Origin of the sequence: Paenibacillus sambharensis (assembly GCF_003233845.1) — a bacterium.
GTDB classification, from domain to species: Bacteria; Bacillota; Bacilli; order Paenibacillales; family Paenibacillaceae; genus Paenibacillus_I; species Paenibacillus_I sambharensis.
The window spans coordinates 1-15,048 of sequence record NZ_QKRB01000042.1 but is presented as its reverse complement, the minus strand read 5'-3'; the positions used below and the strand labels follow the sequence as shown (position 1 = coordinate 15,048).

The 15,048-nt window shown below is 53.2% G+C and carries 15 protein-coding genes; 5 read left to right on the top strand and 10 right to left on the bottom strand.

The genetic code is table 11. The features are described from left to right. Window positions 1-166 precede the first annotated feature (166 nt). Together DNH61_RS09045 and nrdD are read left to right on the top strand one after the other, a co-directional pair. On the top strand, window positions 167-829 hold the full coding sequence (locus DNH61_RS09045) for a radical SAM protein (protein ID WP_111146342.1): 663 nt from the start codon (window positions 167-169) through the stop codon (window positions 827-829). A 48-nt stretch (window positions 830-877) separates the two neighbouring features. Further along, window positions 878-2,803 carry an anaerobic ribonucleoside-triphosphate reductase gene (gene nrdD / locus DNH61_RS09040; protein WP_111146341.1) on the top strand — a complete coding sequence of 642 codons (1,926 nt, stop codon included), beginning with the start codon at window positions 878-880 and terminating at the stop codon, window positions 2,801-2,803. 98 nt (window positions 2,804-2,901) lie between these two features. Here nrdD and DNH61_RS09035 read toward each other — a convergent pair whose 3' ends face one another. From DNH61_RS09035 to DNH61_RS09025, 3 genes are all read right to left on the bottom strand, one after another. After that, window positions 2,902-3,375, bottom strand: a complete 474-nt coding sequence (locus DNH61_RS09035) for a hypothetical protein (RefSeq protein WP_111146340.1) — start codon at window positions 3,373-3,375, stop codon at window positions 2,902-2,904. 32 nt (window positions 3,376-3,407) lie between these two features. Then, window positions 3,408-3,854 carry a PH domain-containing protein gene (locus DNH61_RS09030; RefSeq protein WP_111146339.1) on the bottom strand — a complete coding sequence of 149 codons (447 nt, stop codon included), beginning with the start codon at window positions 3,852-3,854 and terminating at the stop codon, window positions 3,408-3,410. Window positions 3,855-3,943: 89 nt separating this feature from the next. Continuing rightward, a complete protein-coding gene (locus DNH61_RS09025) occupies window positions 3,944-5,092 on the bottom strand; it encodes a PQQ-dependent sugar dehydrogenase (protein ID WP_245948073.1) in 1,149 nt (382 codons plus the stop codon). A gap of 235 nt (window positions 5,093-5,327) precedes the next feature. Here DNH61_RS09025 and DNH61_RS09020 point away from each other — a divergent pair, with 235 nt between their 5' ends. After that, complete coding sequence (locus DNH61_RS09020) at window positions 5,328-5,618, top strand: DUF3817 domain-containing protein (RefSeq protein ID WP_111146338.1); 291 nt, start codon at window positions 5,328-5,330, stop codon at window positions 5,616-5,618. Between the two features lie 98 nt (window positions 5,619-5,716). Here DNH61_RS09020 and DNH61_RS09015 read toward each other — a convergent pair whose 3' ends face one another. The 6 genes from DNH61_RS09015 to DNH61_RS08990 all read right to left on the bottom strand — a co-directional run bounded on the left by DNH61_RS09015 (window position 5,717) and on the right by DNH61_RS08990 (window position 10,327). Next, window positions 5,717-6,586: a M56 family metallopeptidase gene (locus DNH61_RS09015; protein WP_111146337.1), complete on the bottom strand. Its 870-nt coding sequence runs from the start codon at window positions 6,584-6,586 to the stop codon at window positions 5,717-5,719. After that, window positions 6,577-7,014, bottom strand: coding sequence for a BlaI/MecI/CopY family transcriptional regulator (locus tag DNH61_RS09010; protein ID WP_111146336.1), 438 nt, complete (start codon window positions 7,012-7,014; stop codon window positions 6,577-6,579). The genes DNH61_RS09015 and DNH61_RS09010 overlap by 10 nt, the downstream gene beginning before the upstream one ends. 239 nt (window positions 7,015-7,253) lie before the next feature. After that, window positions 7,254-7,613: a Lin0512 family protein gene (locus DNH61_RS09005; protein ID WP_111146335.1), complete on the bottom strand. Its 360-nt coding sequence runs from the start codon at window positions 7,611-7,613 to the stop codon at window positions 7,254-7,256. A 53-nt stretch (window positions 7,614-7,666) separates the two neighbouring features. Beyond that, window positions 7,667-7,969 (bottom strand): hypothetical protein, encoded by a 303-nt coding sequence (locus tag DNH61_RS09000; RefSeq protein ID WP_111146334.1) that lies wholly within the window; start codon window positions 7,967-7,969, stop codon window positions 7,667-7,669. A gap of 250 nt (window positions 7,970-8,219) precedes the next feature. Beyond that, complete coding sequence (locus tag DNH61_RS08995; protein WP_111146333.1) at window positions 8,220-9,323, bottom strand: nitric oxide synthase oxygenase; 1,104 nt, start codon at window positions 9,321-9,323, stop codon at window positions 8,220-8,222. Between the two features lie 101 nt (window positions 9,324-9,424). Then, the gene (locus DNH61_RS08990; protein WP_111146332.1) at window positions 9,425-10,327 is read right to left on the bottom strand and encodes a LysR family transcriptional regulator; all 903 of its coding nucleotides are present in this window, start codon (window positions 10,325-10,327) and stop codon (window positions 9,425-9,427) included. Window positions 10,328-10,483: 156 nt separating this feature from the next. Between DNH61_RS08990 and DNH61_RS08985 the strand changes: the two genes are divergently transcribed. Together DNH61_RS08985 and DNH61_RS08980 are read left to right on the top strand one after the other, a co-directional pair. Then, window positions 10,484-11,140, top strand: coding sequence for a DJ-1/PfpI family protein (locus tag DNH61_RS08985; protein WP_111146331.1), 657 nt, complete (start codon window positions 10,484-10,486; stop codon window positions 11,138-11,140). 132 nt (window positions 11,141-11,272) lie between these two features. Next, window positions 11,273-13,003 (top strand): DEAD/DEAH box helicase, encoded by a 1,731-nt coding sequence (locus DNH61_RS08980; RefSeq protein WP_111146330.1) that lies wholly within the window; start codon window positions 11,273-11,275, stop codon window positions 13,001-13,003. A gap of 661 nt (window positions 13,004-13,664) precedes the next feature. On the opposite strand, the gene DNH61_RS08975 is transcribed toward DNH61_RS08980, so the two are convergent. Beyond that, a complete protein-coding gene (locus DNH61_RS08975) occupies window positions 13,665-14,939 on the bottom strand; it encodes an IS110 family RNA-guided transposase (RefSeq protein WP_111145096.1) in 1,275 nt (424 codons plus the stop codon). Window positions 14,940-15,048: the final 109 nt, after the last annotated feature.

The following is a 15,048-nucleotide window of genomic DNA, read 5'->3' as shown; positions in this document are numbered from 1 at the left end:
TTGGATATAGGGAATCCCCGATCTTTTTCAGCATTATGTGACGCCAATCACTTCTACAACACTATATCTTGTATTACGATACGAATCACGCGACTAAATATAGTGCAAGACAATCATTTTCAGTGATCAAATACGAATTTATCCATTCCTTGGAAAGGAACCTGTCATGCTTCTCTTTTATCCGCAATTCACGCGCACCTTTCACGACCTGCCAGGGCATACCTCCCTGCTTATTCATGCCTGGAACGGATGCAACATGCGCTGTTTCGGCTGCCATAACTACGATGAGCTTATTGCCGGCAAACCTGTTAACCCCTTAACTCCGCATAATGTTGCAGAGCGCCTGAAGTCTGCAGATCAGCTGATGGATGCCGTGTTGTTCAGCGGCGGGGAGTTCCTGATCAATCCGCTTGAGGACATTGAGCAGTTTCTGCGCGCAGTCCGAGACGTATTTCGCGGAGTAATCGTCCTGCTCACGAACGGCTCCTACCCCAGGAAGCTGGAGCGGCTGCTCGCAGATGGTCTGGCCGACGGTGTGCACATTGATATGAAGCTGCCCTATCACTGCCTTGATCCGGCCGAAGACTCGGCGATCTATCAGGCCGTCATTGGGACCGTGCCCTCTGTCCGCTTCCGGGATGACATGCTTCAATCCATCGAGCTGGTCATCCGGCACAACAGTCCTTACAGCAGAATCAGAACTGTGCAGTATCCCATTCTCAGCCCGGAATTCTTCGAGCATATCCGCGAATATGTGGTCAGCCTGAATGCCCGCCACCACAGCAGCGTGCCTTACGATCTGAATCCTTATCATCAGCCGCTGCCGTGATCCTGACAGGAGAGCGGCAGCTATCACACTCTATTGGAGGTTTCCAGCATGTTTCGTCATACAACCGATATTATTAACACCTTTACATCCCAGTCTGAATCCAAGCAAGCTGATTATCTGAAGCGGGAGAACAGCAACTATGTCTATTCGCTGCCTCTGCTTCGCCATAACCTCAGCAACCATGCGGAGGAGGAATATCTTCTTGAACACATCCTGCCGTCCAAGCTCCGCGATCTGTATCATGACGGAGTTGTCTATATCCACGACAAGCAGCTCAGCCCTTACTGTCTCAGTGTTTCCTGTAAGGATATCGCCCTGCAGGGAATACCGACGCTTGCCAAGAACATGCTGATCTCCAAGCCAACGCGCCGTCTGGAAACCTTGCTTCGCCACTTCAGCAATGTTGTTGTCCTTATGTCCCAGCAGGTATCGGGCGCTGTTATGCTCTCGCAAATGACGACGGTTTCGGCTTCCTACCTCTACTACGAGGAAACACAGAATGGCCGAAGCATTGGTGAAGACGAGCTGGAGCAGATGTTCCAGAGTCTCATCTGGGAGATGAATATGCCGCTTCGCGCTGGCTCGCAATCCGCCTTTACGAATATCACGATGGAATTCGGCAAGCCGTCAGATGAGATTAAGGATGATTTCATTGTCGTAGGCGGTGAACCGCTCGATATCCGGTACAGCGATATACCGGCGGATTATTTTGACCGGATCAATCAAGCTGTTATTTCCGTTATGAAACAGGGAACAGGCAACGGCATCCCCTTCACCTTCCCGCTGCTTACCGTCCCGGTGGATGACCACTTCGATTACGGCAATAAGCTGCTGCTGGAACTGCTGGACAGTATGTACCATTGGGGCGGTGTGTACTTTGAGAATTTCCGGACCACTCCTTTTCAGAATGAGCATTACAGAAGCCTCAATCCATACATAAAACCGAGAGATCCTGAAGTAAGCCGCAGTCTCTGCTGCCGCCTGCAAATTGATCTGTCAGTCCTGTCGCGTGTGGGCAGCGGAATATTCGGCAGCTCGACCGGCTCGACAGGCGCGGTACAGGTATTAAATCTGAATATGAACCGTGTGCTGATGGAGTACGGGCAGGACGAAAACCAGCTTTACCCGGCAATTACCGAACTCTTGAACATTATGCAGGAGGGCCATATGGCCAAGCGCAGATGGATCGAATGCAACAAGGAGCTGTTCCCGACCTTCTTCGCCCTTAACCGGGATCTTGCCAACTATTTCAACGTGTTTGCGGTAACCGGCATGCATGAAGGCCTTGTTAACATAGGCTATGCCGGGGGCATGGACAATCCGGAGGGCAAGCAGCTCGCTCACCGCCTGATGCAGTTTATGACCGAGACGATTAACGGTTTTATTGCACGGGATAAGGTAGCTTGCGGCATTGAATACGCCCCGGGGGAAAATGCCGCCATCAAGCTGGCCCGCCACGACGTCAAATGGGCCAAGTCCCGCGGAAGGAAGATTTATGTCCAGGGTACCGGCGATGACGTGTTCCTGACCTCCGGCTGTATGCTGCCTTTCAGTGAGGATGACTTCCTGCGGCAGGCGGAGAACAGCGCCGAGTTCCAGGCGTATGCGACATCAGGAAGCATCCTTCACCATTTTGTTGAGAGCAAGGTGCCGCCTGTTCAGCTCGCTGCCTACCTGCGCAAGCTGTTCGATAAGCCAATCCAGTACATAACGCTGACTCCCACCTTAACCAGCTGCTTGTCCTGCGGCCAGCCGATCATTGCTGAAGACGGCAAACATATAGACGCCTGCCCGGTATGCGGCAGTGATGACATCGCTACCTTCAGCCGGGTAATCGGCTATGTCAAGATGATTGCGCGCAAGCGGCTTAAGGTTGATCAGGAAGGCTACTATACGGGAGATTATAACTTCTGGAGCAATGCCCGTCGGTTTGACTGGAATTCGCGCAAGCGCCTGAAGGCCGAAGAGCTTTAAGAGCAAGCGGTAAATGAAGAGTCGGTGCATGGGTTACTGTAACAACGAATAAATAAACAGGGGACTGGCTAAGGAACATCAAATTCCTGGCAAGTCCCCTATTTTATCGACAGCTCAGATTCTGCGCTCACAAGCCGCTGAACAATGCTGTAGCCGAAACCGAACAGAATTCCTGAACTACCGAACAGTATATAGAACATCAGCGCTGCCCGCGAAACAAGCAGCTCTGGAACCGGGATAAGCAGCATGATATAGACTAGCGCAGCCGGCACTACAAAATACAATCCGCAGACCAGGATGCTCATCAGCATAGCCTTTTTATTGCGTCCAAGCCGTCTGGTGATCACCGAGCAGAGCATCCAGTAGAACGGAGCTCCCATTGTTGCATAAGGCATGAAAGTCCAAAATAGAAAGGACAGCGTGACCTGAGGTGCTTCTACAAGCCACATGCCGCTTACCAGGACTAATAACGCGCACCCGCCAATGTAAGAAAGCAGAGCGACCATCACGGTCAATAAGCGCCTCAGCGCAGCCAGCCTCCGGGGAGTATCGCTTATTGAACGTTCTGCCAACACAAATCCCCCTATCACATGTAAATAACAGGCTATACAAGCGGTCCAATGATAAGAGATGGACATCGCTTGATTAATTCCTCCAGGAAACGCTGCTTATCACGGGGAGACAGCTTTACACTAGAGAACACCCCTGAGCAGTAATGGATTTCCAGCGCATCAGAGGCCAGGAGCGGCCGGTAACCGGCTTGTATCTCCTTCGCTTTCGAAATCTTAGTTATATTTTCGTATGGTATACGGCTGCGAAATGGACCTGCCGAAATAACCAGCGCATCATCTTCCATTTTATAGGAAATATCGAAAAATAACCACATAACAAGCCAGCTGATTGCAAAAGCCAGCAGTAAAAACCACAGGTTCTCGGTTAGCGATGAGCCCTTGTTCATCCAATGCGGCAGCACCAATACGAGATCAATAACAGCCACGCATAACAATCCGCCGACAATATAGCGGATATCACGTTTCACCTGAAAACGCATTCTTAGCACTCTCCTTCCCTGTTAGCCTTGATCGATACTGCGTGAGCAGAAGGCTCTTGCCCTACTAGGGAGAGGGTTAACGGGGCGACTTATTGCTCCAGCTCCATACGCAAAAGCCGGTCATCCTCTGAACCAGGGTTTCCCCGTCCATCCGTATTGTTCGTTATCACATACAGCTGTCCGTTATGGAACCTTACATCCCGGATTCTTCCCACCTCATCCAGCACAATCTCTTCAAGCACACCATCAGGCGAGAAACGGACCAGCTGCTCGCTCATCAGACCAGCTGCCAGAATATCGCCATTATTGCTGACCTCCATGCCCGAAGGGGCAAGCGTATCGTTGCCGGAATGATACAGCGGCTGCTCCATACCCTCACTCGTTTCATCGCCGATGATCGCCGGCCAGCCGTAATTCAAGCCAGGCTGTATGATATTGAGCTCATCATGCCCGCCAGGGCTACCGGAAGGTCCATGCTCCATGCTGTACATGTTCCCGTCATTTGACCAGGCGATGCCCTGCGGATTACGATGGCCGTAGGAATAAACAAGGGAGCCAGCAAACGGATTATCCTCCGGAACACTCCCATCCCTGTTCATACGCAAGATTTTTCCTGCCAGACTTTCCAGCTGCTGAGCCAGCTCTTCCTGCTGTGCATCGCCGGTAGTTGCATAGAGATAGCCATCGGGGCCAAGCTTCAGTCTGCCGCCATCATGGAACATAGCCCCCGGTATACCTTCCAGTATCACGTCCACTTCGTTCCATTGGCCCTCCGTCCGCTCCAGTACAACGATCCGGTTCATCAATTCCCCTTCCGTTTCGTAGGTATGGTAAGCGTAGGCTCTAGCCGTTTCCCCAAAATCCGGAAACAGCTCAAGACCAAGAAGCCCGCCTTCGCCGCGTTGGACGACAGGCTGCTTCACGTTAACGGCTTCCCTTGTCAGCTCCTGTCCTTCTACTCTGGCGATAGTGCCCTCTCTTTCACTGATGTAAATCACATTCTCATGCGGCGCAATGGACCAAGGGCTCTCCAGATCAGTTGCAATAACTTCATACCCCCCAGACTCTTCCGCTGAGTCGTTGTTTACTGCCTGCTGCTCCGTTATTGTGTCCGCAGCTTCTCTGCTGTCCTGCTGCCCGGCAGGGGCTGGCTTACTCTCATTGCTGCAGCCAATTATTGTCAGGACGGCTGCCACCATAACAGCAGCTGTCCGAATATGCATGGTCACACCGATCACCCTTCCCACTCCCTTTCTTCTTGCAGCCCAACATCTAGACTTATTCACTATTAAACGACTTTAAGCATGATCACACATGAATTCCTAAGGCTTGCCCGATATGCATAACAATTCATTAACAATTGAATATTTGCTGAACAATTCGCAGATTTTCTCACGGCTGGAGCTGTGTCGGTTATAATGAATATCATTGCAGTGATAAATATCACACCCCTAACTAATGGAGGTTAAATCTATGCTCGGTAATGTAATCAGCCGCGTCCGCTACATTGGCATCGCAGAAGGCATTTCATTCATCCTGCTGCTCTTCATTGCTATGCCGCTTAAATACTGGGCGGACATGCCCCAAGCGGTAGCCGTAGTAGGCGGACTGCATGGTCTGCTGTTCGTCTTGTATCTTCTGGCAATCGCTCATGTCACGTTCGTGAAGAGATGGAAAATTACGCGGGTTGCCGCTGCCGTTGCTTCCGCATTCGTTCCATTCGGGCCATTCCTGCTTGACCGCAAGCTGAAGCTTGAGGCGTAACGACTAAGCAGAAAAAGGCAGTTCAAATCATCCTGGATGACTTGAACTGCCTTTTTCTATATTCCCCAGCGTGAAGCCCTCTTCACCGAGCTACCGCATTACAGGCCGCAAACATCGATCGACATCATAAACAGGAACAACAGGCCCGCTGCAGTAGCAGCAGCCTTCCACAGCTTCAACAGGGGAACGTCCAGCTTACGTCCTGGCTCAAGCAGCTGCAGAATCCGATAGTTCATCGCCGTCGGTGCAAAATGGGCTGCTGCTGCCGCTCCAATAACCGGCTGTTCTGACCTGCCAGAAGCTGACCACTTCAGCAGCACGCCTGCCAAGCCTTCCGGGCTAAGCATATGACGCAGGACATATCTGTCCGCGCAGAGCTCATCCCAGATGATGTAGTAATCGACAAGGCCCTGCAGCATAGGCACACACCGCAGACTTCTTCCCAATACCTTCACCATATAGAGGCGCAGAGGATCGCGGTGTCGGCAGTGATATTGTTCATGAAGCATAACCGCCTTCAGTTCTTCAGGCTCAAATGTGGATAGCAGGCCTGTTGAGACCACAATCCGGGGACGAAACCAGCCCTCGGCGAACGCGGACAGATTCTCGGAATGAATAATCGTCACCGGATAGCTGAGCACCTTTTTCACCGAAGGCGGAATATTATACTGGGTTAAATCAGGAGTGCCGGCAAGCAGCCTGTTCATGCTTCTCCGGTGTGACAGCAATAGGTGGAGGGCGAACCACACCGTCCGGGCCACAATAACAAGCACCATGAACTGTAGCAGCAATACCGTTCCCTTATATGCAAGACTTCTTGCCTGAACCGCCTCATGAAACCAGTTCAGCCACCCCCATTCCGGACGGATCGTAATCCAATCCTTCAGCAGAATGAATCCCATCAGGCTGTATACGGCCACTCCAATTAAGATTATGCATGCGAAGGAACCATGCCGTCTTATAAGCATCCGGTCCGCCGCTCTTTCATTTCGTTCAGCTTGTATTCCAGTCTCTCCAGAAGAGCCGGATCCGCATCCTCCATTGCCTCTACCATATGATTGACAACAAGGTCGCCAAACTCATTGATAAGGCCTGCGGCAACACGCTTCGTCTGTGCATGGAGAAATTGGTCCCTGGTCTGGACCGGCATGAACAGGGTTGTCTTGCCGCGCCCGCGTCCTTCGGACACCTTGCTGAGATGGCCTTTCTCTATGAGACGGTTCATAACCGTCATAACCGAATTGAAGGATAGAGGATGCTGTTCTCCAAGGGCTTCCTGCACCTCCCGGATTGTCACTTTGGACTGGCTCCATATAATGCTCATGATCTTCGCTTCCAATGGTCCAAAGAAACGGTTCAAGCCTTCTTCATTCATTCGCAGATGTTGAATATTCAAGTGGTTACCCCCCCATATACTGAAGCGGCTGTCTCATCCTGCTGCCAGCTGCCGTTTCATGCTACAATATGTATCAATATGAATATAATGTAGCACAGGAGCTGTTTATTTGCCAAGCCATTAATTTACATCCTGCCGCGTACAAGACAAACAAAATAAGCGGTAACGCCGGACTAGATCCGTAACCAACCGAATCCATCCTTAACGTCCCGCCTCATCCTGCTCTGCCGGTTTACGGCCTACATTCCAACTTCTACAGATGCAATGACCACATAAATCAGGTCGTTAACATCATCCTTGTCCGGCAGCACCACGCCACTGGTTGTCAGCATGCCGCCGTCCGTAACTTCAACCGTAACCTGTCCATACGGGAGCACGGCCTTGACCTTCTCCACATCAAGCTTATCTTGATCGCAGGGCACAGCCAGCTTAACGTTAACCTTCATCTCCTGCAGGGAACCGCCCGGCAGTACAGAGCGGAGACCCGGCATGGAATTGGTATGAATGGCATTCTGAACTGCCCGTACCGAAGCCTTGGTAATGTTCTGTCCGTGCAAATCGGTACCCATACCGAGCTGAATGAAGAACAGCTTGTCCATCTTGTTCACTTCCTCTCTGCGAAAAATTTCTCTTCATTTGAAAGCGATAAGCACTATCGTATTCCAAAACGCTTAAGCTGATCTGCCAGTCCTTCTCGCAGCAAAATTTCGGTTTGTTTGTGGCCAATAAGGTCAAAATGCGGATACCGTTCCCGGTAGTGTATATATGCGGGATTCAGCCCGTTATCATGACACCAGCGCTTGAGCTTGTCCACATCGGCACATCCAACCTTCGTTACCGTGCGGATTCCCGGAAACCTCGGCTCCAGCCAATAATGGGTTATAAAGGCAATCTCGCCTGCCGATACCTTCGCCTTCCACTCCCTCAATTCCTGCCGCTTCAACCCGAATGCCATACACCAATCTCCCTTATTGTCTATCGAAACGTCATCCGCCTTTACCGCTTTCCGCGATTGAGCCACCTCAGAATACGGTCCTTTAACAAGCTTTTCCCGGCCTTCCCGGTACCGGGTTCTACCCCTGTACCGCCGCAGCGCGTACACGGCACCACCATAACGGTCGGGATGACAGTGCGAATCGTGCCTTTGCCTTTACACCTGATGCATACCATATTCTGTACCCGACCTCCTCTGAATTATAGCCCCCCTAGGGGTCTTGATGGAAGGGACATCGCTGGTAGTGATAGTTGGGGCTAGTAAACTTGTTCTCGTAATGTCTGTGGAAAATTGGCGTAGCCGCTGGCGACATTGGCGGGATGAGCCAGTTCCAATTCCCTGACACTTCCCTTCCCTGTGCCGCCTCCTGTTCCTCAAATCTGACAAATTGATCTGCAGCGGTATGATGATCCACAATGCTCACACCCGCCGATTTGAAGGAGTAGAGGACAGCTGCATTTAGTTCAATAAGCGCCCTGTCCTTCCACAAATTCACGTTGCTGTCCGTACTGAGGCCCATCATCTTGGCGATTTCAGGCAGCTTGTTATAGCGGAATGGATCAGCCAGATTGCGGGCGCCAATTTCCGTTCCCATATACCATCCATTGAACGGGGCAGCTGTATATCGGATACCACCGATCTCAAGAGCCATGTCCGATATGAAGGGGACGCCGTACCAGCGCAGACCCAGGGAGTGGAATTGTTTCATTTGCGGATGCCGGATCGGAACTTCCATGACAAGGTGCTCGGGTATGGGATAGAGACGGGGTTCCCGTGTGCCCGCCTGAATGACAAGCGGGAGGATATCAAAGTCTGTCCCCTTGCCTCTCCATCCGAGCTCTGTACAAACGCGTGTCAATGGTATGGATGCCGGGTCGCCAATAACTCCATGGTCCGTTTCATAACCGGCATAACGAATCAGCTGGTGATTCCAGACACGCACCTCCGGCTGGCCTTCAGGTGAAGCCTGCCGAAAGACAGAGATCGCGGGTCTGATCCGGCCCCTGTTGGTCGCATAGGCGATATGTCTCTGTAGTGCCGCGAAAATATCGTCCTCTTTAGAGACGTCCCGGCAATCGAATACTTCAAGCGTCTGCCAGAACAACCGGCCGATGCAGCGTCCGCTGTTGCGCCAGGCCATCCGGGCACCGTGGGCCAGTTCTTCGCCTGTATGCCTGTAAGTTCCCGTGTCTGCTATATCCCGGCGGACCTCCAAGACCCGGCTGTTAATCTCCTCTTCTGTTTTGCCGAGCTCGCGCAGACAGGAAACGATGTATGATTCTGCTTCATCGCAATTAACCGTCCCTTCTTTCATTTGCCGCCCGAACCTCCATTTTTACCGGCTTGCATGGCTGCCAGCTTGCTCCGGTGCCTTAGACCATGCAGGACCGTTATTGTGTGATAGTGTGATACTTTCTATTGTATGGGAAACGTGGCAAAAGAGGAAATCAGCGAATTTTTGAACGTCTCGCCCGCAGGACTTGAATACCTGTCCTTCCGTTCAATGAGCCCGTAGGCAAGCTTCACAGGACAATCCAAGGGTATGCTGGCAAGCCTGCCTGTAAGAAGCTCCTTCTTCACCGTGACAGCAGGCAGGAATGCGATTCCGAGACCCGCGGCTGTCGTCTGCCGGATCAGATCCAGGCTGGCAAACTCTGTATACCGGATGTGGTCTGCCCCCGCCGCTGACAGCACCTGGCCGGCTGCTGTCTGATACATACAGCGGCTACCGAAGGAAAGCACCGGCTCTTCCCCCGCCGACTTCCAGCCGAAACGCTCAATACGTGCAGCCAGTTCAGGCGAAGCGACACAGAGAAGCTCATCCTCCATTAACCTTGTAAAATGCAGATCATCGCTCTCCGGGTCCCTAGGCACGATTCCGTAGTCAGCCTGCCTGGATCTGACCGCTTCCGCGATATCCTGCATAAAGCCGGTCTCAAGACGGAGCTTGATGCGCGGATAGCCCTTCAGAAACTGCTGCAGAAATTCCGGAAGCACCGAAACGCAGAGCGACTCGAGCAGCCTGACTCGAACAATACCCGCCGGCTCCCCATCGCTTGACAGCTCCGCTTCAAGCGCGCGTCCCAGCTGCTCCCACTGATAAACATATGCGGCCGCCTTGATTCCCGCCTCCGTTGGCTCTACCCCTCGCGAGAGACGGGTGAACAGCTTCACCCCGAGGGCTTCCTCCATCAGGCTGATATGCACCGTTACAGTTGACTGCACATAACCGAGCTGCTCCGCCGCTTTGCTGAAGCTGCGCTGCTCCCACACCGCCAGGAATGTTTTGAGATACCGGCCTTCCATCTTCTCAAGCATACCGTTCTAACGCCTCCTGTTCTCCGGCACAATCCTGTCATTTGATTTATCAATATCTTATATGTTAAGCATTCATAAGTAAAATACAAGGAGCTGTGTTATCGTTTATTTACCGACCGCGGAACGGAATAATGAACATAACGGAGAGTGATTGCTGTGGCTAACAAAGGATTTCGGTTGGGAATTTATGTATTTAAGGATGCGGAAATTATCGACTACGCGGCACCTTTTGGCGTGTTTTCGGTAGCCCGCCGCTTCGAGCCCGGTCTGGATGCTTTCCTTATAGCAGACAGCATGCGGCCAGTCCAGACACAGGCCGGCATGACCGTGTGGCCTGCGTACAGCTTTGCGGACCAGCCGGACTTCGACGCTTTCCTAATCCCGGGCGGCTTCGGTACACGTCAGGAGCTGTATAACGGCAGGCTCCATACTTATATCAACAATCTTCCTCAGGAGGTGCTGCTGACGAGTGTCTGTACCGGTTCATGGATCTACGGTGCCATGGGACTGCTGGACGGCCTGGCTGCAACCAACCGCAAGGAGCCCGACCGGCTGGAAGCATCCATTATGGGCCAGGTGCCAATTGACCGCCTTGCTGACATTGCACCGGCCTGCCGAATCAGCCGCGCACGCGTGGTGGACAGCGGACGCCTCGTTACCGCAGGCGGAATTGCCTCTGGAATGGAACTTGGCTTTCACCTGCTGCGGCGCGCCGGTTTGGGGGAAGACTTCATTAATGAGGTGGCAAGAACGATGGAATATTCGGCCGCTTATGAGACTTACCGCAATGATATAGAATACTTCGGCCAATAAACCGCTGGCGGCTGCCCAATAGCGAACAATACGAATAAAATCAAATTGACGCGAATTCTGTTTTTTCCTGCGCAAACTGGTATACTAGGGGAATCATGCTAATTTACAAAACCGAAAAGAGGAATTAAACCCATGACCACTCCTTTTGACCGGCTGGGCGTCAGGAAAGAACTGACTGATGAGCTGCGCCAGCACGGACTTGTGCAGGCGACCCCGGTTCAGACAAGTGCCATACCGGTACTGCTGTCCGGTGCAGATGCCATCGTACAGGCTCAGACAGGCACCGGCAAGACACTTGCATTTGCCCTGCCGATCCTGGAGAAGATTCGTCCTGACAACAGTCATGTGCAGGCGCTTATTCTGACTCCAACACGCGAGCTCGCCCTGCAGATCACGCAGGAATTTAATAAATTGGCATCCATCATGTCCGCTAATGTCCTGGCCGCTTATGGAGGGCAAGATGTGGAGGCACAAATCCGCAAGCTGGAAGGCCGCCCCCATATCGTTGTCGGCACTCCCGGCAGACTGCTCGATCACCTGCGCCGCCGCACGATCCGGCTGTCGGACGTATCAATGCTCGTACTCGATGAAGCGGACCAGATGCTTCATATGGGCTTCTTAACTGAGGTGGAGGAGCTAATTATGCAGACGCCCGAGCGCAGGCAGACCATGCTCTTCTCCGCCACGATGCCTGATGCTGTCCGGAGACTTGCCCAGCGTTATATGAAGAATCCGGAGGATATCCGCATCCGCACGCAGCAGGTTACGCTGACAAGCATCAAGCAGCTGGCAGTCGAAACAACCGACAGAGCCAAGCAGGATACTCTGCTCGCTATGATCGAGCAGCAGCGTCCATATCTGGCCGTAGTCTTCTGCCGGACGAAGGTTCGTGCCAAGAAGCTGAACGAAGCACTTCAGGAGCACGGGCTGCTCTCAGATGAGCTTCATGGCGATTTGACCCAAGCTAAGCGGGAGCAGGTCATGCGCCGCTTCCGCAGTGCCAAGCTGCAGCTGCTCGTCGCTACCGATGTTGCAGCCCGCGGGATTGATGTGGAAGGGGTCACCCACGTCTACAATTATGATATTCCACTAGACGGGGAAAGCTATATTCACCGGATCGGCAGAACAGGCCGCGCCGGGCAAAAGGGGATGGCGATCACGCTCTTCTCGCCCCGCGACCGGCAGAAGCTGGCTTCCATCGAAAGGACCGTTGACGAAAAGCTGGAACGCCGGTCCAGTTCAGATTTCGGCGTTGGTCCTGCTTCCCCGGATGAAGACTACAGCATGGATACAGAGCGCGCACCTCGTGCCAGCCGCGGCAAGCAGACAGCCCGCAGCAGCAGAGAGACTGCTGGGCGCTCTGGCGGTCGCAGCGGCGAAGCACGCCGGGGAGCTGGCAGAACGGCTGGACGGCGGGAAGAATCCAACCGCGGCGGCAGACCTGCCGGGCGCGGGCGCGATGATGCCCGCGGCGCTGGCGGCTTCGCTGAACGCGGCGGCGAGTCCTCTCGCGGCGGCGGCAGACCTGCCGGGCGCGGGCGCGATGATGCCCGCGGCGCTGGCGGCTTCGCTGAGCGCGGCGGCGAGTCCTCTCGCGGCGGCGGCAGACCTGCCGGACGCGGGCGCGATGACGCGCGCGGCGCTGGCGGCTTCGCTGAACGCGGCGGCGAGTCCTCTCGCGGCGGCGGCAGACCTGCCGGACGCGGGCGCGATGACGCGCGCGGCGCTGGCAGGCCTGCTGGCCGGGGCAGTGATTCTCCTCGGGGAGGCGGCAAAACCTCCTCGGGACGCGGCGGCACTTCAGCCCGCAGTGGCGGCGGACGACCGTCAGGCAAGCCTTCGGGCAGAGGCCGCAGCCGTTAAGCAACGTAAGTAAGTCCCCTTAGCCGGCGGGAGATTGCCACCACTGAGGGAATTATGTGAAGATGCGTCGACACTGCACTTCTAAGGAAACTCACAGGCGTTAAACCTGCATATTCGAAGCTTGTTCAAATGTAACGAACCTGAGCCGCCTTAACTGGTGATATTCGTCAAAACCCCTGCTTATAAGCGGCATTAACGACGCTCAGGTTCATTACAGAATAGAATTGGCCTTGCCGAGGCTAATAGTGATGATGAGTTTCGTCCCTCGTATTTAAGGAGTTTTCTCACGAATGCTCACTCATTCGCAGGATTTCACGTTTTGGAGTGGTTAGATGGTTGGACGTGAGGGGGGCAATTGACCCATGGATCGGTTTGCGGACATGCAGGAACAGAGGCAGCGATTTACGTGCCCTTTGAAAACGCTATCCTGCACAACCCCACATGGCCCATGGAGGTTCACCCTCCCATATCTCGACGGGTCTATGCCCTCACATTCCTTCGTTATACCTGTCCATGGCGTGGAGACCGATCTCGTTTAGATAACGGGTCTATGCCCTTCCGAAACTCATACTCGGTTCTCTTGTGCGTGTTATGCCGAAAATCCCGCGAATGAGTCAATCCTCGTAAGCGAAACTTGGAGGTTAGTAGTGGGTTGCGGTCTTTAAGCGGCTACAAGGTCTGCGCATTCACGGTAGGACTCCCCCCGTTGCGCCATACCAACGAGAATGCGTGCCAGTTTGCCGATTAGTTTGAAAAGTGAGGCTTGCTTCTTCATTCCCCTTGCCCGGTTATTCGCATGCCACTGCTTGAAGTCAGGATGCCGCTGAACCAAACTCAACATGCCCCAGTATAGATGTTTACGCAAAGTGCTGTCTCCGCGTTTGGAGACCTTGACCTGCCCCTTGAACTTGCCAGATGTTCGCTCAGCCAGATTGAGACCGGCGCGTCGCAGTATTTGCTGACCGTGAGCGTAATGACGCAAATCGCCCGTACCACTCAAAATGGCGGCCAAGGCAATGGTGCCAAGCCCTTGGATGCTCCGCAGTTGCTCTATTAAGGGGATGTCTGCCAGTAATAACTCAAGTGCCTGTTCTATGTCATCGAGCATGGCAGCCGTATGCTCATAGGCAGCAAGCAGACGGTCAATGTCATCTCTGGCTTCCTGCAGGGCTTGTCTATCTCCAATGCTGCGCGTTGCAGCCGCCAGAAGCTCTGCTGCCTTGGCTCTACCGCTGACACCGGAGGCACGCTTCATGCCTTGATCTCGCCACTGGGCGATGACAGCATCGACATCCAGCCCTTCAAGGTCGCTCGGCAAAGGGAAAGCCTTAAGTGATGCCAGTGAACGGAGAGTCGCCCAATTCGGGAAAACCTGACGGAATTCCGGAAAGTAAAGGTCAATCCAGCGAATGATGCGATTGGCAAAACAGGCAGACTGCTTTACCCAAAATTCTCTGTCACTCATAAGTGTCTTTAACCGCCTGAACACAGCTGCATGGGGTGAATATTCGGTGTAATAGCCTCTGCTGACTACATCCGCGATGACTAGGGCGTCCTTAGGGTCATTCTTGGACGGACTATTGTCCCGATTTTCCTTATTGCGATGCGTCGTGACCGGGTTAACCAGCACGACCTCAATCCCTTGCTGAAGAAGCCAGTTTGCAAGATTGAACCAGTAATGTCCTGTTGGCTCCAGTCCTACAAGCAAAGAGGTGAGACTGTGCTTCGCTTGCGCTTTCTTGATCCAATCGAGGAGCCTCTCAAAGCCTTCTAGTGAATTGGTGAAAGACAGGTGTTTCGAAGTGAGCGAACGTCCACGGAAATCCGTGATCTGCGCGGCGTGCGCATCCTTGGCGATGTCGATTCCCACAACAACATGCTGCATGGTAATTCGTTCAATACGTTGATTTGTTGCGTTTCTTACAGTAGACTTCATAGTAAGCGCCTCCTGATGGGTTATTAGGGCTTCCGATTTCCCCTACCCCCATCATACGAGGCGCCCCTTTTTTTGTCTAAGACGGAATCTTAGCGCAGACAGGAATGTT